Genomic DNA, 23,549 nt, shown 5'->3' with positions numbered 1-23,549 from the left:
AGCCCTTCAGCGCCGATGGTACTGCACTGGTGACGGTGTGGGAGAGTAGGACGCAGCCGGACCACCATTCACAGAAAGGGCCCGCCCACCAGCGGGCCCTTTCTCATGCCCGCACGCTCTTCTCGTGGCCGCAACGCTCCCGGCGCATACCCGCGCGTGCGGGCTGGTCCGTAGACTGTGCGCGGCGCGCCGAGACGAGCCAAGACCTGCCGGACCGAGCCCCGAGCGCACCACCGCCCTCGCGTTCCGGCAGCCCCCCGAGTTCGAGGAGTTGATGGCGTGGCCGACGAGAGCAGCGACCGTGTGGGAGGCCCCGACCGACCCGGCTCCGGTCGAGGTGCCCGGCCGCCGCGACGCGACGGCGGACCGGCGTCTCCGCACCGCGGGAGCGGGCCGGCATCGTCCCGGGGCGGTCGACCCGCTGGACGTCCCAGCGCACGTGACGCGCGCCCGCCGTTGGGCGGTCCCCGCGGACCTGGTTCCGGCGCCGAGCGGGAGAGCCGCGGGGGCAGCATGCTCGCCCCGAAGTCACCCAGGCTGCCCGAGCCGCGGATTCCCGACGGGGTGACGGGCAAGGAGCTCGACCGGACGGTCTTCCTCCAGCTGCGCACGTTGTCCAAGGAGAACGCCGAGGGCGTCGCCCAGCACCTCGTCATGGCAGCCGCGACCCTCGAGGCCGACGACCTCGACGCGGCGCTGGCCCATGCCGAGACCGCCGTCCGCCGGGCCGGCAGGGTGCCGGCGGCGCGGGAGGCCCTGGGCATGGTGGCCTACCGGCAGGGCGACTTCGCCCGCGCGCTCACCGAGTTCCGCACCGCCCGGCGGCTCAGCGGGTCCAACCACCTCCTCCCGCTCATGGTCGACTGCGAGCGCGGTCTCGGGCGGCACGGCCGAGCGCTCGAGCTCGCGGCATCCCCTGAGGCCCGGACCCTGAGCGAGGCCGAGCGAACCGAGCTGGCCATCGTCGTGTCCGGCATCCGGCGCGACCTCGGCCAGGACGACGCAGCGCTCGTGGCGCTGCAGGTCCCTGCCCTCAGGCGGGGCCCCAGCGCCGGGGTCTTCCGGCTCCACTACGCCTATGCCGACGCCCTCCTCGGGCTGGGCCGCGAGGACGAGGCCCGCGAGTGGTTCGCCAAGGCGGTCGCGGGCGACACCGAGGGCGAGACGGACGCGGTCGAGCGCCTCGAGGAGCTCGACGGTGTCGTCGTCGAGCTCGGGGAGGACGAGGACGACGACAGGCCCGGCGCAGAGGCGGGCAGTGAGGGCGCGGCGGGTGCTGAGGGCGCGGCGGGCGCGACGGGCGCGGCAGGGTCGGCGGGCGCGACGGGCGCGGCAGGGTCGGCGGGCGCGGCGGGGTCAGAGGGCGCGGCGCCCGCGCCGACCGAGGGCCGGGACCTCCGGGAGTGAGGCCGGCTGCCGCCCTCGTGTCCCGATACGCCGCGGTCGTCTGCGACCTCGACGGGGTCGTCTACCGGGGGCCGACGGCGGTGCCTCACGCCGTCGAGGCGTTGCGGGCCCTCGACGTGCCGGTGCTGTACGCGACGAACAACGCGTCCCGGGCGCCGGGGGACGTCGCGGCCCACCTGCGCGAACTCGGGCTGCCCTGCGCGCCGGAGCTCGTCGCGACGAGCTCGCAGGCCGGAGCCTGGCTCATGACGCAGCGGATGCCGGCCGGCACGAGCGTGCTCGCCGTCGGTGGCCCGGGTGTCGCGACCGCCCTCGAGGAGGCCGGACTCACCGTCCTCCGCCCGGATGCCGGCGCCGGGCACACCGTCTCGGCCGTCCTCCAGGGCTACGGCCCCTCCGTGACCGCTTCGGACCTCGCCGAGGCTGCCTACGCCGTGCAGGCGGGTGCGACGTGGGTCGCCACGAACACCGACGCGACCCTCCCGACCGACCGCGGGATGGCACCGGGGAACGGCTCGCTCGTCGCGGCCGTCGAGCGCGCTGTCGGACGGGGCCCCGACGTCGTCGCCGGCAAGCCGGCCCCCCCGCTGTACCTCCTGTGCGCCGAGCGCCTCGACATCCCCGCGGGCCGGGTCCTCGCGGTGGGGGACCGCCTCGACACGGACATCGAGGGGGCGGTGGCCGCCGGGATGGACTCCCTGTTCGTGCTGACCGGCGTCGACGACCTGTACGCGTGCCTCGAGGCGCCGGCGTCGCGTCGCCCGACGTGGGTCGCCCCCGACCTGCGGGCCCTCGCGACCGATCCGGATGCCGGCCCCGCCTCGCTCGTGCGGCTCGCCGCCGCGGTGCGTGCCGTCCACGCGGCCCGGGATGCCGGCGCCCCCTCCAGCGAGCTCGCGCGGCTCACCGAGCGTGTCCAGAGCCTGCTCGGGGACGTCACGCCCGGGTAGCGTGGGCGCGAACGGGTGGCTGACCGGGCCGCCGGACGGAGGAGGATCCATGGCCAAGCGCTCCATCCAGGGGTACGTCGAGCTCGCGTCGGGGTTGGGGGAGCTGACTCGTAGCCGCGCCAAGGAGGCCGCCCAGGAGATCATCGCCCTCGCGGGGGAGGGGGCATCGCGCAAGAAGCTCGCCAAGCAGGCGGGCCGGCTCGCTGACGAGCTGCTGAGCGCGGCGGAGACCAACCGCAAGCAACTCGTGCGGCTCGTCCGGCGCGAGGTCGACGCGGCCCTCGCGAAGCTCGACGTCAACCGTCTCGCCGGTGAGGTGCAGACCCTTGGCGCCACCGTCGCGAGTCTTGCGGCCCAGGTCGACGAGCTCGCGCGCAGCGCCACCGGGATGGGGGTGCGCACGCCGGGGCCCGTCGCCGAGGCGCTCGTCGACCTCGACGCTCCGGCAGCTGCTGAGACCGCGCCGGCCGAGACGTCGCGGGCCACGAAGACGGCGTCCCAGGCCTCCGCGAAGAAGGCGCCGGCCAAGAAGGCGCCGGCGAAGAAGGCGCCGGCCAAGAAGGCGCCGGCGAAGAAGGCGCCGGTCAGGAAGGCTGCGACGAAGAAGGCTCCGGCGAAGAAGGCGCCGGCGAAGAAGGCGCCGGTCAGGAAGGCTGCGACGAAGAAGGCTCCGGCGAAAAGGGCTGCGACCACGAAGGCCCCGGCCAAGAAGGCTTCGAGCGCGAGCTCGTCCGCGTCCGGTGCGGCGACATCTGCGACGGCCACCGCTCCCGCGACGCAGCCCCAGTCCGGCGCCACCCCCGCGACATCGAGGGCGACCGCGAAGAAGTCCCCATCAGCCAGGGCGACCGCGAACAAGACCACGTCAGGCGCGACGTCGACGCCGAGCAAGGCCACTGCGAGCAAGGCGAGTGCGAGCAAGGCCACTGCGAGCAAGGCGACGACGGCGAATGCGTCGTCCGGCGGGTCCACGGCCCGCAAGGCCTCGGCGACGCGGTCCACGGCCGCGAAGGCGTCGACGCCGGCGCAGCCGTCCACCCCGGCGAAGGCCGCAACGCCCGAGGACACCGCGCGGGGCGGGGCGACCGACACGACGTCCACGACGACCGACCCGACGTCCACGACGAACGCCTCGGACACGTCCACGACGAACGACTCGGGGACGTCCTCCACGCCGAACGCGTCGGGCACCTCGTCGACGACGAACGCGTCGGGCACCTCGTCGACGACGAACGCCTCCGCCGCGTCGACCGCGCCCGCCGACGGTCCCACGGGTGACGCGTGACGCAGCACCACGCCGAGCTCGGCACCGCACCGGAGCCCCGTCCCGAGGCGCCGCCGGAGACGGGTGACATCGTCATCGACGCCGCGTTGCACGACCTGGCGGGCACGCCCGTGGACGACCTCGATGCGCAGCTCGTCACGGGGGAGGCGCTGCACCGCACCCTCCAGGCACGCCTCGGCGACCTCGGCGGCTGACATCGGCCGGCTCGACGCCGAGCTCGTGGCGCGCGGTCTCGCGCGCTCCCGGGGCGAGGCCCGCGACCTCGTCGTCGACGGGCTCGTCACCGTCGGCGGCGCCGTCGTGACCAGGCCCGCCCGCCCCGTGGGACCGGACGACGACCTCGAGGTCGCGGTGACCGGGCCCCGCTGGGTGGGTCGGGCCGCGCACAAGCTCGCTTCGGCCCTGGCCTCGTGGGGCCCGGAGGGGCTGCGGGTGCAGGGCCGACGGTGCGTCGACGTCGGCGCCTCGACCGGCGGTTTCACCCAGGTGCTGCTCGCCGCGGGCGCGGCCCTCGTCGTCGCCGTCGACGTGGGGCACGGACAGCTCGCCGCCGAGGTGGCGGGTGACCCCCGGGTCGACGAGCGCAGCGGCACGACGGTGCGGGGCCTGACCGCCGACGACCTCGGCGGCCCCGCCGACGTCGTCGTCGCCGACCTGTCCTTCATCTCCCTGACCCTCGTGCTCGGCGACCTCGCGGGGCTCATGGGGCCCGGCGCCGACCTCGTCGTCCTCGTCAAGCCCCAGTTCGAGGTCGGTCGGGGCCGCCTCAACGGCCAGGGCGTCGTCACCTCCGGGCGCGACCGCACCCGAGCCGTCCTCGGGGTCGTCGACGCGGTCGAGGCGGCAGGGCTGCACGTCCACGGCCTGCGGGCCAGCCCGATCAGCGGCTCCACGGGAAACACCGAGTACCTCCTGTGGGCGCGGTCGGACCCGTCGGACACAATGAGCCCGGACCGGGTCCGCGACACCGTGCGCGCCATGACCACCGAGACCACGACGGGAGGAGGACGACGACGATGACCACCACGTCCCGCCGCATCCTCCTCGTGACGCACGCCTGGCGCCCCGAGGCCCAGGAGCTCGCGGCCGCCGTCGCCACCCGCCTGCTCGCTGCCGGCGTCGGGGTGAGCGCACCCCGCGAGGAGCTCATCGGCACACCGCTGTCCCGGGTCGAGGGGGTCGCGGCGGCCGACACGGCGGACGGGAGGTCCGCGGCATCCGGCTGTGAGCTCGTCTGCGTCCTCGGGGGTGACGGCACGATCCTGCGCGGGGCCGAGCTCTCGCGGGGGTCCGGCGTGCCGCTGCTCGGGGTCAACCTCGGGCACGTCGGCTTCCTCGCCGAGGTCGAGCGCGAGCACCTCGACGTCACCGTCGAGCGCATCGTCGCCCGCGAGTACCACGTCGAGGAGCGGATGGCCCTCGACGTGCGGGCCGAGGAGGACGGCCGCACCGTCTTCCTGTCCTGGGCGCTCAACGAGGTGACCGTCGAGAAGGCCTCGCGCGAGCGGATGCTCGAGGTGACCGTCGCGGTCGACGGCCGACCGCTGTCGACGTGGGGCTGCGACGGCATCGTCATGGCGACCCCCACGGGGTCCACCGCCTACGCGTTCTCGGCGGGCGGGCCGATCGTCTCCCCCGACGTCGAGGCCCTGCTCGTCGTGCCGATCAGCGCCCACGCGCTGTTCGCCCGCCCTGTCGTCGTCGGTCCGCAGTCACGGCTCCTCGTCGAGGTCGTGCCGCACACCGACGCCCACGGCGTCGTGTGGTGCGACGGTCGCCGGGCCGTCGGCCTGCCGCCGGGCGCGCGCATCCACGTCCGGCGCTCCGACCAGCCGGTGCTCCTCGCGCGGCTGTCGACGGGGGGGTTCATCGACCGCCTCGTCGAGAAGTTCGCCCTGCCCGTGCAGGGCTGGCGCGGGGCCGCGCGGCGTGCCCGGTCCGAGGGGAACGGCGCGACGTGATCGAGGAGATCCGCATCCGTGACCTCGGGGTCATCGACGACGCGGTGCTCCCGCTCCACCCGGGCCTGACCGTCCTCACGGGCGAGACCGGAGCCGGGAAGACCATGGTCGTCACCGGCCTCGGGCTGCTCCTCGGTGGCCGGGGTGACTCGGGCCTCGTGCGCGCCGGCGCCGACCGCGCCGTCGTCGAGGGCGTCCTCGACCTTCCCGAGGGACACCCGGCGCTCGCGCGCGCCGGCGACGCCGGGGCGGACGTCGGCGACGGGCTCGTCCTCGTGCGCTCGGTCTCGGCCGACGGCCGGTCGAGGGCCCACGTCGGGGGTCGGGCGGCCCCCGTCGGCGTGCTCGCCGAGCTCGCCGAGCACCTCGTCGCCGTCCACGGGCAGGCCGACCAGTGGCGCCTGCGCCGGTCCGACCAGCACCGCGAGGTCGTCGACGCCTTCGGCGGGGTCGACCTCGCCACCGCGCTCGCGGCCTACCGGGCGGTGCACGCCGAGCTCGGCGCGGCGGAGGCCGAGCTCGCCCACCTGCGCACCGCGGCCGCCGAGCGGGCCCGCGAGGCCGAGTCGCTCCGGGCCGGCCTCGAGCGCATCGAGGCCCTCGACCCGCAGCCGGGGGAGGACGAGGTGCTACGCATGGAGTCCCACCGGCTCGGGCACGCCGAGGAGCTGCGCGGCGGCGCCGGGGCCGCGCACGACGCGCTCGCGGGTGCCGACGACGCGAGCGGGATGCCGGCGCCGGGGGTCCTCGAGGCCCTCGCCGTCGCGTCCGCGCGGCTGTCCGCGGTGAGCGGGAGCGACCCGGCCCTCGCCGAGATCGGCACCCGCGTCGACGAGCTGCGCTACCTCGCCGCCGACGTCGCGGCCGACCTCGGCTCCTACCTGGCCGACGCCGAGGTCGACCCGGCCCGCCTGGAGCAGGTCGAGCAGCGGCGGGCAGCGCTCGGCGACCTGACCCGCCTCTACGGACCGACCGTCGACGCCGTGCTCGCCTGGGGGCGCGACGCGGCGGTGCGCGTCACCGAGCTCGACGGCACGAGCGAACGCATCGACGAGCTCGAGCAGCGGGTGGCCGACCTCGCCGCCGCTCGGGAGGCGGCGGCCGGCCGGCTGACCGCGCTGCGCACGGCGGCCGCCGGGTCCCTCGGTGCGCGGATCACCGACGAGCTGGGCCACCTCGCGATGGGGTCGGCCACCGTGACGGTGGCCGTCGAGGATGCCGGCCGGTTCGGCGCCGACGGGCGCGACGACGTCGAGATCCGCCTCGCCTCCGGCTCCGGCACGGCGCCGCGCGCGGTGACGCGGGCGGCATCCGGTGGTGAGCTGTCGCGGGTCATGCTCGCCATCGAGGTGGCCACCGCGAGCGAGGTGTCGTCGGTGCCGACCTTCGTCTTCGACGAGGTCGATGCCGGGGTCGGCGGCCGTGCAGCCCTCGACGTCGGCGCCCGCCTCGCCGCCCTGGCCCGGCACGCCCAGGTCGTCGTCGTCACCCACCTCGCCCAGGTCGCCGCCCACGCCGACCGCCACCTCGTCGTCGAGCGCTCGGACGACGGCCACGTCACCCGCAGCGGCGTCCATGCCGTCGAGGGCGAGGCCCGGGTCGCCGAGCTCGCCCGGATGCTCGGGGGGTCGGGCACCGAGGCGGCCCTCGAGCACGCCCGCGACCTGATGGCGCGCGCCCGCACCTGATGCCACGTGGCACGATGGTGCAGATGTCCATCCGCCTGCCGTCCCGCCGAGACCGCCACCCCGCACCGGGGCTGAGCGGTCCCGCGCGCGTCGACCGCCGCACGAAGAACCTCACGAAGCGGCTGCGCCCCGGCGACGTCGCCGTCATCGACCACGAGGACCTCGACCGGGTCAGCGCCGAGGCCCTCGTCGCGTGTCGACCCGCGGCCGTCGTCAACGCCTCGTCGTCGATCTCGGGGCGCTACCCGAACCTCGGGCCGGAGATCCTCGTCGCGGCCGGCATCCCGCTCCTCGACCACGCCGGGCCGGACGCCATGGCCATCAAGGAGGGCACGCCGGTCACGATCGAGGACGGCAGCGTGCACGCGGAGGGCCACACCGTCGCCACCGGCACCGTGCTCGACACCGAGGCCGTCCAGGCGGCGATGGCGCTCGCGCGCGCCGGGTTGTCCGACCAGCTCGAGGCGTTCGCCGAGAACACGATGGACTACCTGCGCAAGGAGCGAGAGCTGCTCTTCGACGGTGTCGGGGTTCCCGACATCCGCACCGACCTCGACGGGCGCCACGTCCTCATCGTCGTGCGGGGCTACCACTACAAGGAGGACCTGCAGACGCTGCGGCACTACATCCGCGAGTACAAGCCGATCCTCATCGGCGTCGACGGTGGCGCCGACGCGCTCATCGAGGCCCGCCACAAGCCCGACCTCATCGTCGGCGACATGGACTCGGTGTCCGACGACGCCCTGCGCTGCGGCGCCGAGATCGTCGTCCACGCCTACCGTGACGGCCGGGCACCCGGGCTCGAGCGGGTGCGCTCGCTCGGGGTCGAGCCCGTCGTGTTCCCGGCGACCGGCACGAGCGAGGACGTCGCGATGCTGCTCGCCGACGACAAGGGTGCCGAGCTCATCGTCGCCGTCGGCACCCACGTCACCCTCGTGGAGTTCCTCGACAAGGGCCGCTCGGGGATGGCGAGCACCTTCCTCACCCGGCTGCGGGTCGGCGGCAAGCTCGTCGACGCCAAGGGGGTCAGCCGCCTCTACCGAGCACGGATCTCCGGGCTCAGCCTCGTCGTCATGCTCACCGTGGGGCTGCTCGCCCTCGGCGCCGCGCTGTGGTCGACGGACGGCGGGCGGGCCTTGATCCAGGTCGTCGGCGCCCGCATCGACGACCTCTGGTCGTCCATCCAAGGAGTGTTCGGTTGATCGACTTCCGGTACCACCTCGTGTCCATCGTCTCGATCTTCCTGGCCCTCGCCGTGGGGATCGTGCTCGGTGCGGGCCCGCTCAAGGGCGAGCTCGGGGACACCCTGACCAAGGAGGTCGCGGGGCTGCGCCAGGACAAGGCCGAGCTCAACGCGCAGCTCGAGGACGCGACCGCCGCGGCCGACGCGCGCGACGCCTACATCGGCGAGACCAATCCTGGGGTGCTGTCCGGCGCGCTGCTCGACCGCCAGGTCGCGATCGTCGTCCTCCCGGGCTCGGATGCCGCCGTCGCCGAGTCCACCGCCGCCACCCTGCGGTCCGCGGGCGCGGCGGTCGTGTCGACGACCTCGGTGTCCGACGACTGGGTGTCGACGAACGAGGCGACCGCGCAGGCCCGCGACGCCGCCGTCCGCGAGGCCGTCGCCACCGCCGGCGTCGACGTCAGCGAGACCGGCGCGGTGTCCGGCCGCGACGTGCTCCTCGCCGCCCTGCTCACGACACCGGCGCGCGACGGCGCCGACGCCGTCGCACCGGGCTCGGCGCAGGCGGGGCTCGACACGCTCGCCGCGGCGGACCTCCTCGAGACCGACACCGAGGGCTTCGAGCTCGCCGACCTCGTCGTCGTCGTGTCCGGCGTCGCCACCCAGGGCGACCTGGAGGCGCGACAGGAGACCGCCGAGCGCTGGGTGGACCTCACGATCGCCCTCGACGCGCGGTCCACCGGGACCCTCGTCGCCGCCGAGTCGAGCACCACCGGTGACGGCGTCTCGGTGCTCGACAGCGTGCGCAACGACGCGACCGCCACCGACGGGGTGTCGACGGTCGACAACGCCGGTGGCGCACTCGGGCAGGCGAGCGTCGTCCACGGCCTCGTCGAGCAGGCGGCCGGCGAGGTCGGGCAGTACGGCCTCGCGTCCGGCGCGGACGCCCCCTACGCGCCCCTCCCGGCCCCGTGAGCCGGACCGGGACGCTCGCCGCGGGCCTGCTCGCCGCGGGCGGGTCCCACGTCGCGTACCGCGTGCTCACCTCGCGGGTCGGGTCCGCGCGCTGGCAGCGCACGAACCACGCCGGCGACCCGGTGACCCTCCTCGAGGGGCCGGCCTACGTCGCCGGTGCCGCCCTCGGGGCCGCCACCTGCGGACCCGCCGGAGCCGTGGCCGCCCTCGGGGCGGGGGCCTTCGGGGCGCTCGACGACCTCGCGGGCGACGGCGCGAGCAAGGGCCTGCGCGGGCACCTCGGGGCCGCTGCGCAGGGCCGGGTGACGACCGGCCTCGTCAAGATCGTCGGCATCGGCGCCACCGGGCTCGTCGCGGCCGTCCTCGCGGACCGGGGCCGCGCGGGCGTGCCTTCTTTCGACACGGTCGTCGGCGGTGCCGTCGTCGCCGGCGCCGCGAACCTCGCCAACCTGCTCGACCTGCGCCCGGGGCGAGCCGTCAAGGCCACCGTCCTCGCCGCGTCGCCCCTCGTGCTCTCCGGGCACGCCGGGGCCTCCCGGGGGGCCGCGGCCGCCGCGGGGGCCGGTCTCGGCGTGCTCGCCCCCGACCTCGCGGGCCGGGCGATGCTCGGGGACACCGGCGCCAACGCCGCGGGTGCCCTCGTCGGCGTGGCGCTGCTCGGGCACACCGGCCGGGTCGGCCGGCTCGTGGCGCTTGCCGTGCTCACCGCGCTGACCCTCGCGTCGGAACGGGTCTCCTTCACCCGGGTCATCGAGTCGACCCCCGGCCTGCGCGAGCTCGACGCCTGGGGCCGGCCGGCCCGATGACGGCCCGTCGCTTCGCCTCCGGCATCGCGGGGGCCGCCGCGCTCATCGCGGTGACGACCCTGCTGTCCCGCGTCGTCGGCTTCGCCCGCATCCTCGTCTTCGCCGACGCCGTCCGCGCCGGCGGGGTGGGCGGCATCTACCAGAGCGTCAACGCGCTGCCCAACGTCCTGTTCGAGGTGGCGGCGGGCGGCATCCTCGCCGCCGTCGCGGTGCCGCTCATCGCCCACCGGCTCGGTGCGGGTCAGCGCGAGCGGGCCGACCACACGGCATCCGTCCTGCTCTCGTGGACGCTGCTCGTGCTCGTGCCGCTCGCCGCCCTGCTGTGGCTGCTCGCCGAGCCGGTCGGAGGGTGGCTCGTCGACGACACCGTCCCTGGCGCCGGCGAGGTCGCCGCGACGCTGCTGCGCATCTTCGCGGTGCAGGTGCCGCTCTACGGGCTCGGCATCATCCTCACCGGGCTGCTCCACGCGAACCGGCGCTTCCTCGCGGCCGCTCTGGCCCCCCTCGCGTCGTCGGTCGTCGTGCTCGTCAGCTACCTGTGGTACGGCTCGATCGTCGAGGGGCAGACCGCTCCCGCGCTCGTGAGCGACGAGGCGATCCGGGTGCTCGGCTGGGGCACGACGCTCGGCGTCGTCGTGCTCTCGGTGCCGCTCGTCGTCCCCGCGTTGCGCACCGGGTGGCGCTGGCGCCCCGCCCTGCGGCTGCCGTCGGAGGACGCCCGTCGCGTCGGTGCGCTCGCCGGCGCGGGCGTCGTCGCCCTCGTGGCCCAGCAGGGCGCCGTCCTCGTGACGATGTGGCTCGCGAACCACTCCGGCGACGGCGGCACCTTCCCCGTCTACCAGTACGCGCAGGCCGTGTACCTCCTGCCGTACGCCGTGCTCGCGGTGCCGGTGGCGACGAGCGCCTTCCCTGCGCTGGCCGCCCGTACCGGCGCCGGCGAGGACGTCACCGGCACCCTGTCGCGGTCCCTCAACGCCGTCCTCGTGCTCACCGGGCTGTCGGTCGGGGTGCTCGTCGCCACCGCCCCAGCGATCGGTGCCTTCTTCGCCCTCCTCGACGCGCGCCGTGGGGGCGGTACCGCGAGCAGCGACGCCCTCGCCGCCCTGCCGGGCACGCTGACCGCGTACGCCCCGGGGCTCGTCGGGTTCGGCCTGACGGCGCTGCTCACCCGGGCCCTCTACGTGCGGGGCCGGCCCACGGATGCCGCCCTCGCCGCGGCCCTGGGGTGGGCCGTCGCCGGTCTGGCCCCGCTGCTCCTCATCGGGGCCGGGCAGGGTCCGGCGACCACCCTGCGGGTGCTCGGCATCTCCTCGACCGTGGGCATGACGCTCAGCGGGCTCGCCCTCGTGCTCCTCGTCCGCCGCACGTGGGGGACGGCGGCGACCCGGGGGGCCGGGCGCACGACGGGCGCGCTCATCGTCGCCGCGGCGGTCGCCGTCGTCGTCGGCGACCTCGTGACGCACGGCCGGCCGCTCGACGACCTCGCCGAGGTGCTCGTCGTCGGGCTCGGTGCGGGGGCCGCCGCCCTGTTCGCCGGCGTCGTCGTGCTCTCGGTCGGCGACCACGCCATGATGTCCGAGGTCCTCCGGCGCGGGCGGGCCCGTCGACACGGAAGGGACCCGGCATGAAGGTGCTCGTCGTCGTCGGCACGAGCTCGGGCGGGGTCGGCCGCCACGTCCACTCCCTCGTGCGCTCGCTCACGGCCACCGGTCACCACGTCGTCGTCGCGTGCCCGGCCGAGGTCGACGCCCACTTCGCCCTCCACGAGGTCGCGACCGCGGTCGTGCCGCTCGAGGTCTCGGACCGCCCCCACCCGGGCCGGGACACCCGCGCGGCCCGTGCCCTGTCGCGCCTCGTCGGCGGTGCCGACCTCGTCCACGCCCACGGCCTGCGGGCCGCCTCCCTCGCGGTGCTCGCCGCCGCGCGCACCCCGGTGCCGGTCGTCGCGACGCTGCACAACGCGGCGCCGTCCGGGGCGCTCACCGCAGCGGTGTACGCCGGCCTCGAGCGGGTCGTCGCCCGGGGGAGCGCCCTCGTGCTCGGGGTCTCGGACGACCTCGTCGAGCGGATGGAGCGTCTCGGCGCCCGGCGCACCGGGCTCGCGGTCGTCGCGGCGCCACCGCGGCGGGAGGCGACGCACGACCGCCACGCCGTGCGTGCCGGGCTCGGCGTCGGCGGTCGCACCTCGCTCGCCGTCGTCGTCGCGCGCCTCGCGCCGCAGAAGGGTCTCGACCTCCTCCTCGACGCGCACCGCGAGCTCGACCCGGCCCTCGACCTCGTCACCGTCGTCGCCGGGGACGGCCCGCTGCGCGAGGCCCTGCAGCGGCGGATCGACGCCGAGCGGCTTCCGGTGCGCCTGCTCGGCCACCGCGCCGACGTCCCCGACCTGCTGAGCGCCGCCGACGTCGTCGTGTCGAGCGCGACGTGGGAGGGGCAGCCGGTCGGCATCCAGGAGGCCCTGCACGCCGGTGCGGCCGTCGTCGCCACCGACGTCGGTGGCACCGCCGCCGTCGTGGGTGATGCCGCGCTCCTCGTGCCCCCCGGGGACCCCGTCTCGCTGTCCCGGGCGATCCGTGACGTCGTGCTCCACGGGGCGGTGCGCGACGACCTGCGGTCCAAGGCCGTCGAGCGCTCGGCGGAGCTGCCGACCGAGGACGACGCCCTCGACGCGGCCCTCACCGCCTACGCGAGCGTCCTGCCCTCGACGGCCGAGCCGACGTGAACACCGGTCCACGGGATGGGAGCCCGCGACGCGCCGAGTCGCGGGGTCCGGCGATGACGACGCCATGACGTATCGTTGAAGCCCGTGGTGCCTCAGACGACGAAACAGATCTTCGTGACCGGAGGAGTCGCCTCCTCCCTGGGCAAGGGGCTCACGGCCTCCTCCCTCGGACACCTTCTGCGGGCGCGGGGACTTCGGGTGACGATGCAGAAGCTCGACCCCTACCTCAACGTCGACCCCGGGACGATGAACCCGTTCCAGCACGGCGAGGTCTTCGTCACCGACGACGGGGCCGAGACCGACCTCGACATCGGGCACTACGAGCGCTTCCTCGACGTCAGCCTCAGGGGCAGCGCCAACGTCACGACCGGGCAGGTCTACAACCGGGTCATCCAGCGCGAGCGCCGCGGGGAGTACCTCGGTGACACCGTCCAGGTCATCCCGCACATCACGAACGAGCTCAAGGAGCGGATGCGGGCCCAGGCGGCCGGCTCACCGGGCGTCGACGAGGCCGACGCACCCGACATCATCATCACCGAGATCGGCGGGACCGTCGGCGACATCGAGTCGCTGCCCTTCCTCGAGGCCGCCCGCCAGGTGCGCCACGACCTCGGCCGCGACGCGGTCTTCTTCCTCCACGTCTCGCTCGTCCCGTACCTCGCGCCGAGCGGCGAGCTGAAGACGAAGCCGACCCAGCACTCGGTCGCGGCGCTGCGCCAGGTCGGCATCCAGCCCGACGCCCTCGTGCTGCGCGCCGACCGCGACATCCCCGACTCGATCAAGCGCAAGATCAGCCTCATGTGCGACGTCGACACCGAGGCCGTCGCGGCCGCCGTCGACGCCCCGAGCATCTACGACATCCCGAAGGTCCTGCACCGGGAGGGGCTCGACGCGTACGTCATCCGCCGGCTCGGCCTCACCTTCCGCGACGTCGACTGGACCGACTGGGACCTCCTCCTCGAGCGGGTGCACGAGCCCGAGCACGAGGTCGAGGTGGCGCTCGTCGGGAAGTACGTCGACCTGCCCGACGCGTACCTGTCGGTCACCGAGGCCCTGCGGGCCGGGGGGTTCCACCACGACGCGAAGGTCCGGATCCGGTGGGTGCCCTCGGACAGCTGCGACACCGAGGCGGGCGCGCAGCGGGCGCTCGGCGGGGTGGATGCCGTGCTCGTCCCGGGCGGTTTCGGGGTGCGTGGCATCGAGGGTAAGGTCGGCGCGCTGCGCTGGGCGCGCACCCACCTCGTGCCGACCCTCGGCATCTGCCTGGGCCTGCAGTGCATGGTCATCGAGTACGCCCGGGCCGTCGCCGGCATCGAGGGCGCGAGCTCGACCGAGTTCGACCCGGGGACCGCCGCGCCCGTCATCGCGACGATGGAGGAGCAGAAGGCCTTCGTCGACGGCGCCGGAGACCTCGGCGGCACGATGCGCCTCGGCAGCCAGACCGCCCGGCTCCTCGAGGGGTCGGTCGTCGCGACCGCCTACGGCGCGACGACCGCCGACGAGCGGCACCGCCACCGCTACGAGGTCAACGAGGCCTACCGCGGCGCGCTCGAGGCGGCGGGGCTCGTCATCAGCGGCTCGCACCCCGACCTCGGCCTCGTCGAGTTCGTCGAGCTGCCGGCCGACGTCCACCCCTACTACGTCGCGACCCAGGCCCACCCCGAGTTCAAGTCGCGCCCGACGCGGGCGCACCCCCTCTTCGCCGGCCTCGTCGGGGCGGCGATCGAGCAGCAGCGGGCGTCGCGGCTCGTCGAGGTCGAGCGGCCCCGCCACCACGAGCCCGCCGAGGCGCATGCCTGAGCCGCTGCGCGACCGCCTCGAGCGCCGGCCCGTGCTGTCGAGGGCATCGGCGTTCACCGGTCGCGTCTGGGACGTCGTGAGCGAGGAGGTCGACCTCGGCGACGGTGGTGTCGTGACGCGCGACTTCGTCGACCACACCGGCGCCGTCGCCGTGCTGGCCCTCGACGACGACGACCGGGTCGTCGTCGTGCAGCAGTACCGGCACCCGGTCGGCGCCTTCGAGTGGGAGCTGCCCGCCGGCCTGCTCGACGTCGACGGCGAGCCGCCGCACCTCACCGCGGCCCGGGAGCTCATGGAGGAGGCCGACCTCCTCGCGGGGGAGTGGCACCTGTTGCTCGACCACTACGCCAGCTCGGGCGGGTCGAGCGAGTCGGTGCGCGTCTTCCTCGCCCGTGACCTGCGCCCGGTGCCCGACGACGAGCGCCACGAGCGTGACGCGGAGGAGCTGGGGATGCCGGTGCGTCGCGTCGCGCTCGACGAGGTCGTCGAGGCGGTGCTGGCCGGCCACGTGCACAACGGCACGCTCATGGTGTCGGCGCTCGCGGCGGCGCGGCTGCGTGAACGAGGCTGGGCGGGAACGAGGTCGGTCGACGAACCGTGGCCGACCAGGCCGCGGCGGGGCGGCTGACGGTGCCCGGGTCCGGCTTCGGCACCGGGAGCGGTCCGGCATCCGGCACGTGCCCCTGCGGAGGGGTGCCCCGCGGGGCCGCCCTGTCGGCGTGCTGCGGACCGGTCGTGTCAGGTGAGCGCACCCCCACCACCGCTGAGGCCCTCATGCGCTCGCGCTACACGGCCTACGCCCTCGGTGCCGGCGACCACCTGTTCCGCACGTGGCACCCGCGCACCCGGCCTGACGACACCCGCCCCGACCCCCGGGTGCGCTGGGAGGGCCTCGAGGTGGTGGCCGTCGGGGCGGGGAGCGTGGACGACACCGAGGGCGTCGTCGAGTTCCGGGCCCGGTGGGTGAGCGTCGACGACGGGCCGGTGCGCCGCGGGGAGCTGCACGAGCGGAGCCGGTTCGTGCGACGGGCCGGGCGCTGGGTCTACCTCGACGGCGGGTAGGCCGGCACCGGGGTCTTCTCAGCGGGCCGCCTCCCCTGCGATACTTCCCGGCACGACGAACAGGGGAGATGCCATGACCGGTGCTGCGAATGGGTTCCGTCGAGCCGCGGTGGCGGCCGTCGCCGTGGTGGGTCTTCTCGGCCTCTCCGGCCTGGCGTCCGCGGCTCCGGGCGACCCCGGGAAGCCTCGCTTCGCCGCGGGTGCGGCCGGTGCGGGCGACTCCTACTTCCCGTACGCGGGCAACGGCGGCTATGACGTGCGGCACTACGACCTCGACATCGACTACACCCCTCCCGCCCCGGCTCCCGCTCCCCTTCAGGGGCAGCTCGCCGGCGTCGCGACGATCGACCTCGTCGCCACGGCGAACCTCGACCGGTTCAACCTCGACCTGCGCGGGATGTCCGTCACGGCGGTGACCGTCAACGGCAAGCCCGCAACCGGCATCCAGCCACCCGCCCCGGGGACGCAGGTCGAGGGGGCGGCCTACTGGCACGTGCAGGACGACGCGAACCGCCGGTGGGAGCTCACCGTGCAGCCGCGGCCCAAGCTCAGGAAGGGCGAGACAGCCGAGGTCGTCGTGACCTACGCCGGGACCACGGTGCGGCCCACGGACATCGAGGGGTTCCTCTACGGGTGGGTGACGACCCGCGACGGCGCCATGGTGGTGAGCGAACCTGAGGGCTCGATGACGTGGTACCCCGTGAGCGACCACCCGACCGACAAGGCGACGTACTCCTTCGAGATCACCGTCCCCGAGGGCAAGGTCGCGGTGGCCAACGGCCTGCCGGCCCGTGACCCCAAGACCACGAACGGCCGCACGACCTGGTTCTGGGACGCGCCCGACGAGCAGGCGAGCTACCTCACGACTGCTTCCGTGGGTGACTACGACCTGCGGATGTCCGAGGCGGCGGGGCTGCCGATCATCGACGCCGTCGACGACGCACTCACGGCGCCCAACCTCGCCACGACCGAGGCGAGCCTGGCCCGGCAGCGCGACATGATCGCCTACTTCGAGGGCGTCTTCGGCCCCTACCCGTTCAACTCGTACGGGTCCATCGTCGACGACGACAGCGTCGGCTACGCCCTCGAGACCCAGACCCGGCCCGTCTACTCGCGGGTCGCCCGGGAGGGCACCGTCGCCCACGAGCTGGCCCACCAGTGGCTCGGCAACGCCGTGAGCCCCGCCGACTGGCAGCACATCTGGCTCAACGAGGGCTGGGCCACGTACGCGTCGTGGCTCTGGGACGAGCACGACGGCGGCCGCACCGCCCAGGACAGCTTCGAGGACGTGATGTCCACCCCCGCGGACGACCCGCTCTGGGACGTCGTCGTCGCGGACCCCGGCCCCTTGGGGCTCTTCGCCGACGCGGTCTACGAGCGCGGCGCCGCCACGCTGCACGAGCTGCGGCGCACTGTCGGTGACGAGGCGTTCTTCGAGGGTGCCCGGCGGTGGGTCGAGCTGTACGACGACGGCACGGCGACGACGGCGGACTTCCAGGAGGTCTACGAGGAGGTCTCCGGACAGGACCTCGACGACCTCTTCGAGGAGTGGCTCCGCACACCGGTCAAGCCGACGCCCGCACCGTAGGGGCACGGATGCCGGCCGGGTTCCACGCGGGCAGTCGCGAGCTGCAGGACCGCTTCGACACGCGGGCCCTCGCCGACCGGATCGACGGCCTCCTCGTCGGCGACGCCATCGGTGAGGCCGACCGTGCCTTCATCGAGGCCCGCGACATGTTCTTCCTCGCCACGGCCGACGCGCAGGGCCGGCCGACCTGCTCCTACAAGGGCGGCGAGCCGGGGTTCGTGCGCGTCCTCGACCCGCACACGGCGGCCTTCCCGAGCTACGACGGGAACGGCATGTACCTCTCGGCCGGCAACGTCCTCGTCAACCCCGCGGTCGGGATGCTCTTCGTCGACCTCGAGCGCGGGCACCGGCTGCGCCTCGACGGCGTCGCGAGCATCGACCCCGACGACCCGCTGCTCGCGGACCACCCCGAGGCGCAGTTCGTCGTCCGGGTGCGGGCTCGTGCGGTGTACCCGAACTGCCCGAGGTACATCCACCGCTACACGCTCGTGCGCCGCTCGCGCTTCGTCCCCCGGCCCGACTGCCCGACGCCCGTCCCCGAGTGGAAGCGCTCGGAGTGGGCGCTCGACGCGCTGCCCGCGCACGACCCCGCCCGCGACCCCGGTGGGCGCGAGGTGCTCGGCCGCTGACCCCTGCGGTGCCCTCGACGCGGCGGTGCCGGGTCGGCGACACTGGGGTGGAGCCGACTCGAGAGGGGCCCGCCATGGCCACGACCAGGATCCCAGCCGCCGACGTCCCCCCGGGTTCGGTCACCGGCGTGGGGGACCATGCGGTCGGCAACAACGGTGAGTACTTCGCGGTCGGGCGCCGGTGCCGGCACCTGCGCGCCGACCTCGCCGAGGGCAGCATCGACGAGCAGGGGTGTCTCGTCTGCCCGTGGCACGCGGCGGCGTACGACGTCACGACCGGCGCGATGGTGCGTGGGCCACAGGGCGGTTTCGCCAAGGTGCCGGGACTGGATGCGTTCTACCGCGCCCTGACCAGGGCCTGGCCGCTGCACCGCGGCGGGGTGACTGTCGACGGGGAGGACCTCGTCGTCGAGTGACGCCACGATTCCTCCCGCCCGGCTCGGCTGGTCGTGGCTCGGGTCACTGGTAGGAGACGAACCACGGGGTCGGGCTGACCTGTGCCATGGTCTGCTGCGGGGTGAGCATCGGGGCGTCCTCGTCCTCGAAGTTCTTCCACCCGAGCCACACCCCCTCCGGCAGGTCCCGCCGCAGGGCGGCCCAGGTCGCCTGCTTGGCTCCCTGATCACCCTGCCCGTCGGCGTGGACGAGCCACTGCACCTCGTCGAGCGAGGTGTCGAGGCGCTCACGGCCGCGGATCATCGAGCGCCGGAACTGGTGGAGGGTGAGCACCTTCGGCGGCAGGTCGTGCTCGCGCACGAGAGCGGCGAGCCACGCCCCGACCCGGTTCACCTCGTCGACCCCGACCGACCCGATCTGCGCCAGGTGCTTCTGGTTCGGCTTCAGCCGCCACTCGGGGTCGAGCGCCAGCCCCACCCACGGCCGGCGCAGGAGCTCCTCGTAGTGGCGGGCCTGGGTCAGGAAGTCGGTGCGCCCCGGCTGCAGGTCGAGGACGACGTAGACCCCTGCCTCCTCGGCGGCCTCGACGAGGGGGAGCAGGGTCTCGACGGGAGTGCGTCGCGAGTAGGAGCGATCCCGCTGAGCGGACACCGAGGCCACCGTCGCGATGATCTCGAAGGCCGGGACCACCGGGGTGTCGGTGAGGGCGGCGTACTCGTCGGCGAGGGCCTTGGCACGCCGGACCGACTCCGCCGGCGACTGCTCGCCGAGCATCCCGAGCGAGGCCGTCTCCGGGTGACCGTAGAGCGCGACCATCCGGCGTTCGGGGAAGGGCAGCACGCCGCCGCCGGGCAGCTCGGTCGCACGCCGAGCCGTGCGCACCCGCTGGGCGAGCCGCTCGGCGCTGCCGAAGCCCGCACCGACCGCGAGCACGGACGCCTCGGGGCTGCGGCGCACGGCGTCGCGGCTGCCGTCGGACGCGCGGGGGTCGGTGCCCGGGACGGCGACCCGCTGCGCGCCCACCGCGGCAAGGGTGGGTTCGACCACGGGCGGGACACTCGCACCCTCGACGACGAGCACGACCGGGCCCGGCTCGGGGGTCGGGAGCGGCAGACCGGGGATCTCGGGCAGGTCGTCGGGACCCGTGCCGGGTAGCACCTCGCGGTCGCCGAGCTCGCTCGGCACGGGGGTCGGGGATACCGACCCTCCCGGCGAGGGGGTGGCGCCGCCCTGGGTCGCGCCGCCTTGCGTCGCGCCGTCGGCCGCCGACGAGTACCGCAGCACCGTGCGGGTCCCGAGCCGGTCGAGCTCGTCGGCGAGGCCCTCGCCCGCCACGAGGAGCGGGACGCCCAGCCGGCGGGCAGCGGCACCGCCCGCCTCGAGGTCCGCGTCGTGGCCGGACGCGACGACGACCGTGCTCGCGTGCTCGATGAGCGCCCGCGAGGCCAGGAGTGCCCACGCCGCGACGTCGCCGGACCCGGGGTCGACGACGCCGACGGTCCCGGCCGGCTGCGCCCTCACCGCGTGACGCCCGGAGTCACCGTCGTCCGCCCCGCGGCCCGACCCGCCGCTCGCGGTGGGGTCGTCGTCACCGGATGCCGTGCACCCGGCAGCGCTCGCGGCCGCGGCGACGCCGAGCACGGCAACGGCCGACCGGAGGGCCGTGCGGCGGGGGATGGGAGTGCTCATCGTGCTCCGGGCTCGGGAGGATGTCGTGCGCGTCGTCCGTGGCGGGTCCCCGTGGCACCCGGCGCGCGCCGCGGGGAGGCCACCAGCGTCGCACGAAGGAGCGCCACGACGGCAATCGTGCGGCAGCCGGGCGTGGTATCCCGGAACCATGTACCTCGAGAACATCGCCCTGGACGCCCGGGACCCGCGCACCCTGGGGCGCTTCTGGGAGGCCCTGCTCGGGGGCACGACGCTCACCGACGACCCGGACCTGTTCGAGACCCGGCTCGCCGTCGCCGACGGCCCCGTGCTCGACCTGTGCCTCGCGCGCGTCCCCGAGCCGGTCGACGCCCACCCCAGGCTCCACCTCGACCTCGCCGGCGGGCACCGCCAGGCCGTGGTCGTCGAGCGGGCCCTGAGCCTGGGCGCGAGCCACCTCGACATCGGTCAGGGCGACGTCCCGTGGGTCGTCCTCGCCGACCCGGAGGGCAACCCGTTCTGCGTCATGGAGGGCCGCCCGGAGTACGCCGTGTCCGGGCCGGTCGCGGCGCTGCCGCTCGACAGCGCCGACCCGGACCGCGATGCCGGCTTCTGGGCCGAGCTGTCGGGCTGGGTGCCGGTCGGGTCGGCGATGCCGGCGGCCCTCAGGCACCCGTCCGGCCACGGACCGCTCCTCGAGCTGTGCCGTGAGGCGGCACCCAAGGGCGAGGTGAAGAACCGGCTCCACCTCGACATCCGCCTCGAGGAGGGCGACGACCCGGACGCGGTGCTCGCGCGCGTCGCCGAGCTCGGCGGGCGGGTGCTCGACCCCGACTGGGGGGAGCTGCCGTGGACCGTCCTCGCCGACCCCTCGGGCAACGAGCTCTGCCTGCTCCCGGCCCGCTCGCCCGCAACGTCCTGATGACCTCGCGCACTCAGGAGGTTCTCGCCGAGTCAGGGGCGTATACCGCCCTGAGTCGGCGAAGTTCTCCTGACTTCGCGGGTGAGCCAGTGACCCGTTCGGAGCGGCGTCGTGACCTCCGTAGACTGGGCCGGCCCGGGGACCGGCGGCCGCACGCGGCCGGCGGGCTCCCGGCATCCTCACCTCCCTGACACCGACTCGAAGGACCGCCCGTGCTCCGCACCCACGAGGCCGGCACCCTGCGTGCCGCCCACACCGGCCAGACCGTGACCCTCACCGGGTGGGTGGCGAAGCGGCGGGACCACGGCGGGGTGGCCTTCATCGACCTGCGGGACGCGAGCGGCATCGTCCAGGTCGTCGCCCGGGACGAGGTGCTCACCGGGGCCGCCCACGAGCTGCGCAGCGAGTTCGTCGTCAAGGTCGTCGGCGAGGTCACCGCCCGTGAGGAGCGCAACGTCAACCCCGACCTGCCGACCGGGGAGGTCGAGGTCGTCGCGTCGCTCATCGAGGTGCTCAACCCCGCCGCCCCGCTGCCCTTCCAGGTCGACGAGCGCGTCGCCGTGGGTGAGGAGGCCCGGCTCAAGCACCGGTACCTCGACCTGCGCCGCCCCGGCATCCACTCGGCGGGGCACGCCATCCGGTTGCGGTCGAAGGTCAACGCGGCCGCCCGGCGAGTGCTCGGGGAGCGCGACTTCGTCGAGATCGAGACCCCGACGCTGACCCGCTCGACCCCCGAGGGTGCCCGTGACTTCCTCGTGCCGGCCCGCCTCGCGCCCGGCACGTGGTACGCCCTCCCGCAGAGCCCGCAGCTGTTCAAGCAGCTGCTCATGGTCGCCGGCATGGAGCGCTACTACCAGATCGCCCGCTGCTACCGCGACGAGGACTTCCGCGCCGACCGACAGCCCGAGTTCACCCAGCTCGACATCGAGATGAGCTTCGTCGAGCAGTCCGACGTGCTCGAGCTCGGGGAGGCGGTCGTCCGTGAGATCTGGGAGCTCATCGGGGTCGAGCTGCCCACCCCGTTCCCGAAGCTGACCTACGCCGAGGCGATGCGGCGCTTCGGCACCGACAAGCCCGACCTGCGCTTCGGCACCGAGCTCGTCGAGTGCACCGAGTACTTCGCCGACACGCCGTTCCGCGTCTTCCAGGCGGAGTACGTCGGCGGTGTCGTCATGCCCGGCGGCGCGAGCCAGCCGCGCAAGCAGCTCGACGCCTGGCAGGAGTGGGCCAAGCAGCGTGGGGCCCGGGGTCTGGCCTACGTCCTCGTCCAGGAGGACGGCACCCTCACCGGCCCGGTCGCGAAGAACCTGTCCGAGGCCGAGCTCGCCGGGCTCGCGGAGCACGTGGGTGCGCAGCCGGGCGACTGCGTCTTCTTCGCCGCCGGCGCCACGAAGTCCTCGCGGGCGCTGCTCGGCGCGGCCCGCCTCGAGATCGGCCGGCGGTGCGGCCTCGTCGACGAGTCGGCGTGGAGCTTCCTGTGGGTCGTCGACGCCCCGTTGTTCGAGCCGACCGCGGATGCCGTCGCGGCCGGGGACGTGGCCGTCGGCGCCGGGGCGTGGACCGCGGTGCACCACGCCTTCACCTCGCCGAAGGCGGAGTTCCTCGACACCTTCGACACCGACCCCGGCCCGGCTCTCGCCTACGCCTACGACATGGTGTGCAACGGCCACGAGATCGGCGGCGGGTCGATCCGTATCCACCGCCGCGACGTGCAGGAGCGGGTCTTCAAGGTCATGGGCCTGGCGCCGGAGGAGGCGCAGGAGAAGTTCGGCTTCCTGCTCGACGCGTTCGCGTTCGGCGCCCCGCCGCACGGTGGCATCGCGTTCGGCTGGGACCGCATCGTCATGCTGCTCGGCGGCTTCGACTCGATCCGCGACGTCATCGCCTTCCCGAAGTCCGGCGGCGGCTACGACCCCCTGACGGACGCGCCGGCGCCGATCACCGCCGAGCAGCGCAAGGAGGCGGGCATCGACGCCCCGCCGCCGGTCCCCGTGGTGGAGCACGACACAGAGGGCTGAGCCCTCGGCGCCCTGCGGGTGTCCGGCGGTGCGGTGACCGGCCCGTTCGGGCGGGTCGAGGTGATACCGCTCGGGTCGGCGTGCGCCTGCCGTTCGACCCGGGTGTCGCCTCGAGTCCTGTTCGCTGACAGCGGAATCCGAGCCTGTGGAACACTTGTTCGAATCATGTTGCGCGGGTAGAGTGGGGTCACGGGGAAGGGGGCGAGGTGGTCGGTCACGCGGAGGGTGCGGCGCCGGTTCGGGGTGCGAGCGCGCTGGATGCCGCGCGCTCACGTGCCGCTGGTGACGTCACCGGCTCCCCGGCTGCCGGGGACGGTGCCGCCGGGGGTCGTGGTGGCCCCGTTCCTGACGTGGTGGCCCGGGCGGGTCAGGTCGTGGAGGCGGTGGCCGCGGCGGCGGCCGGTGGTGGGCGGGGCGAGTGGGTGGCGGTGGTGGCGGCCTGTCAGGTGCTGGTGAACACGGTGAGCGCGGTGCAGGACGGTGCGGTGGCGCAGGTTGCCCGCCGGGAGT

At 74.9% G+C, this 23,549-nt stretch carries 21 protein-coding genes; 20 read left to right on the top strand and 1 reads right to left on the bottom strand.

Annotated elements, in window-relative coordinates; all coding sequences use genetic code 11:
• Nucleotides 1–513 precede the first annotated feature (513 nt).
• The 18 genes from ABD899_RS18340 to ABD899_RS18255 all read left to right on the top strand — a co-directional run bounded on the left by ABD899_RS18340 (nt 514) and on the right by ABD899_RS18255 (nt 18,472).
• A complete protein-coding gene (locus tag ABD899_RS18340; RefSeq protein WP_345208734.1) occupies nt 514–1,407 on the top strand; it encodes a tetratricopeptide repeat protein in 894 nt (297 codons plus the stop codon).
• Between the two features lie 17 nt (nt 1,408–1,424).
• Nucleotides 1,425–2,357 carry an HAD-IIA family hydrolase gene (locus ABD899_RS18335; protein WP_345208732.1) on the top strand — a complete coding sequence of 311 codons (933 nt, stop codon included), beginning with the start codon at nt 1,425–1,427 and terminating at the stop codon, nt 2,355–2,357.
• A 49-nt stretch (nt 2,358–2,406) separates the two neighbouring features.
• Complete coding sequence (locus tag ABD899_RS18330) at nt 2,407–3,642, top strand: hypothetical protein (RefSeq protein WP_345208730.1); 1,236 nt, start codon at nt 2,407–2,409, stop codon at nt 3,640–3,642.
• Nucleotides 3,639–3,836, top strand: a complete 198-nt coding sequence (locus ABD899_RS18325; protein ID WP_345208728.1) for a hypothetical protein — start codon at nt 3,639–3,641, stop codon at nt 3,834–3,836. The genes ABD899_RS18330 and ABD899_RS18325 overlap by 4 nt, the downstream gene beginning before the upstream one ends.
• Nucleotides 3,766–4,662, top strand: a complete 897-nt coding sequence (locus ABD899_RS18320; RefSeq protein WP_345208726.1) for a TlyA family RNA methyltransferase — start codon at nt 3,766–3,768, stop codon at nt 4,660–4,662. Before ABD899_RS18325 ends, ABD899_RS18320 begins: the two co-directional genes overlap by 71 nt.
• Nucleotides 4,659–5,603, top strand: coding sequence for an NAD kinase (locus tag ABD899_RS18315; protein ID WP_345208724.1), 945 nt, complete (start codon nt 4,659–4,661; stop codon nt 5,601–5,603). The genes ABD899_RS18320 and ABD899_RS18315 overlap by 4 nt, the downstream gene beginning before the upstream one ends.
• The gene (gene recN / locus ABD899_RS18310; protein ID WP_345208722.1) at nt 5,600–7,291 is read left to right on the top strand and encodes a DNA repair protein RecN; all 1,692 of its coding nucleotides are present in this window, start codon (nt 5,600–5,602) and stop codon (nt 7,289–7,291) included. The genes ABD899_RS18315 and recN overlap by 4 nt, the downstream gene beginning before the upstream one ends.
• Nucleotides 7,292–7,314: 23 nt before the next feature.
• On the top strand, nt 7,315–8,493 hold the full coding sequence (steA, locus tag ABD899_RS18305; RefSeq protein ID WP_345208720.1) for a putative cytokinetic ring protein SteA: 1,179 nt from the start codon (nt 7,315–7,317) through the stop codon (nt 8,491–8,493).
• Nucleotides 8,490–9,449: a copper transporter gene (locus ABD899_RS18300; RefSeq protein ID WP_345208719.1), complete on the top strand. Its 960-nt coding sequence runs from the start codon at nt 8,490–8,492 to the stop codon at nt 9,447–9,449. Before steA ends, ABD899_RS18300 begins: the two co-directional genes overlap by 4 nt.
• Nucleotides 9,446–10,255 (top strand): hypothetical protein, encoded by an 810-nt coding sequence (locus ABD899_RS18295; protein ID WP_345208717.1) that lies wholly within the window; start codon nt 9,446–9,448, stop codon nt 10,253–10,255. Before ABD899_RS18300 ends, ABD899_RS18295 begins: the two co-directional genes overlap by 4 nt.
• Entirely contained in the window at nt 10,252–11,883 is a 1,632-nt protein-coding gene (murJ, locus tag ABD899_RS18290; RefSeq protein ID WP_345208715.1) for a murein biosynthesis integral membrane protein MurJ, read from the top strand. The genes ABD899_RS18295 and murJ overlap by 4 nt, the downstream gene beginning before the upstream one ends.
• Nucleotides 11,880–12,977, top strand: coding sequence for a glycosyltransferase family 4 protein (locus ABD899_RS18285; protein ID WP_345208713.1), 1,098 nt, complete (start codon nt 11,880–11,882; stop codon nt 12,975–12,977). The genes murJ and ABD899_RS18285 overlap by 4 nt, the downstream gene beginning before the upstream one ends.
• Before the next feature lie 87 nt (nt 12,978–13,064).
• On the top strand, nt 13,065–14,777 hold the full coding sequence (pyrG, locus tag ABD899_RS18280; protein ID WP_345208736.1) for a CTP synthase: 1,713 nt from the start codon (nt 13,065–13,067) through the stop codon (nt 14,775–14,777).
• Nucleotides 14,770–15,405 (top strand): NUDIX domain-containing protein, encoded by a 636-nt coding sequence (locus ABD899_RS18275; protein ID WP_345208711.1) that lies wholly within the window; start codon nt 14,770–14,772, stop codon nt 15,403–15,405. The genes pyrG and ABD899_RS18275 overlap by 8 nt, the downstream gene beginning before the upstream one ends.
• A complete protein-coding gene (locus ABD899_RS18270) occupies nt 15,375–15,839 on the top strand; it encodes a YchJ family protein (RefSeq protein WP_345208708.1) in 465 nt (154 codons plus the stop codon). Before ABD899_RS18275 ends, ABD899_RS18270 begins: the two co-directional genes overlap by 31 nt.
• Nucleotides 15,840–15,912: 73 nt before the next feature.
• A complete protein-coding gene (locus tag ABD899_RS18265) occupies nt 15,913–17,427 on the top strand; it encodes a M1 family metallopeptidase (RefSeq protein WP_345208706.1) in 1,515 nt (504 codons plus the stop codon).
• An 8-nt stretch (nt 17,428–17,435) separates the two neighbouring features.
• On the top strand, nt 17,436–18,056 hold the full coding sequence (locus ABD899_RS18260) for a pyridoxamine 5'-phosphate oxidase family protein (protein ID WP_345208704.1): 621 nt from the start codon (nt 17,436–17,438) through the stop codon (nt 18,054–18,056).
• Nucleotides 18,057–18,130: 74 nt separating this feature from the next.
• A complete protein-coding gene (locus ABD899_RS18255; protein ID WP_345208702.1) occupies nt 18,131–18,472 on the top strand; it encodes a Rieske (2Fe-2S) protein in 342 nt (113 codons plus the stop codon).
• A gap of 43 nt (nt 18,473–18,515) precedes the next feature.
• On the opposite strand, the gene ABD899_RS18250 is transcribed toward ABD899_RS18255, so the two are convergent.
• Nucleotides 18,516–20,141: a hypothetical protein gene (locus ABD899_RS18250; protein WP_345208700.1), complete on the bottom strand. Its 1,626-nt coding sequence runs from the start codon at nt 20,139–20,141 to the stop codon at nt 18,516–18,518.
• 148 nt (nt 20,142–20,289) lie between these two features.
• On the opposite strand from ABD899_RS18250, the gene ABD899_RS18245 reads away from it, so the two are divergent.
• Both ABD899_RS18245 and aspS read left to right on the top strand, forming a co-directional pair.
• The gene (locus ABD899_RS18245; protein WP_345208698.1) at nt 20,290–21,021 is read left to right on the top strand and encodes a VOC family protein; all 732 of its coding nucleotides are present in this window, start codon (nt 20,290–20,292) and stop codon (nt 21,019–21,021) included.
• A 212-nt stretch (nt 21,022–21,233) separates the two neighbouring features.
• Complete coding sequence (aspS, locus tag ABD899_RS18240) at nt 21,234–23,039, top strand: aspartate--tRNA ligase (RefSeq protein WP_345208696.1); 1,806 nt, start codon at nt 21,234–21,236, stop codon at nt 23,037–23,039.
• Nucleotides 23,040–23,549 lie beyond the last annotated feature (510 nt).

This window comes from Fodinibacter luteus (assembly GCF_039541575.1).
Classification (GTDB): domain Bacteria; phylum Actinomycetota; class Actinomycetes; order Actinomycetales; family Dermatophilaceae; genus Fodinibacter; species Fodinibacter luteus.
Note: the sequence above shows the minus strand (reverse complement) of the source record. Positions and strands in the feature narration are given on the sequence as shown.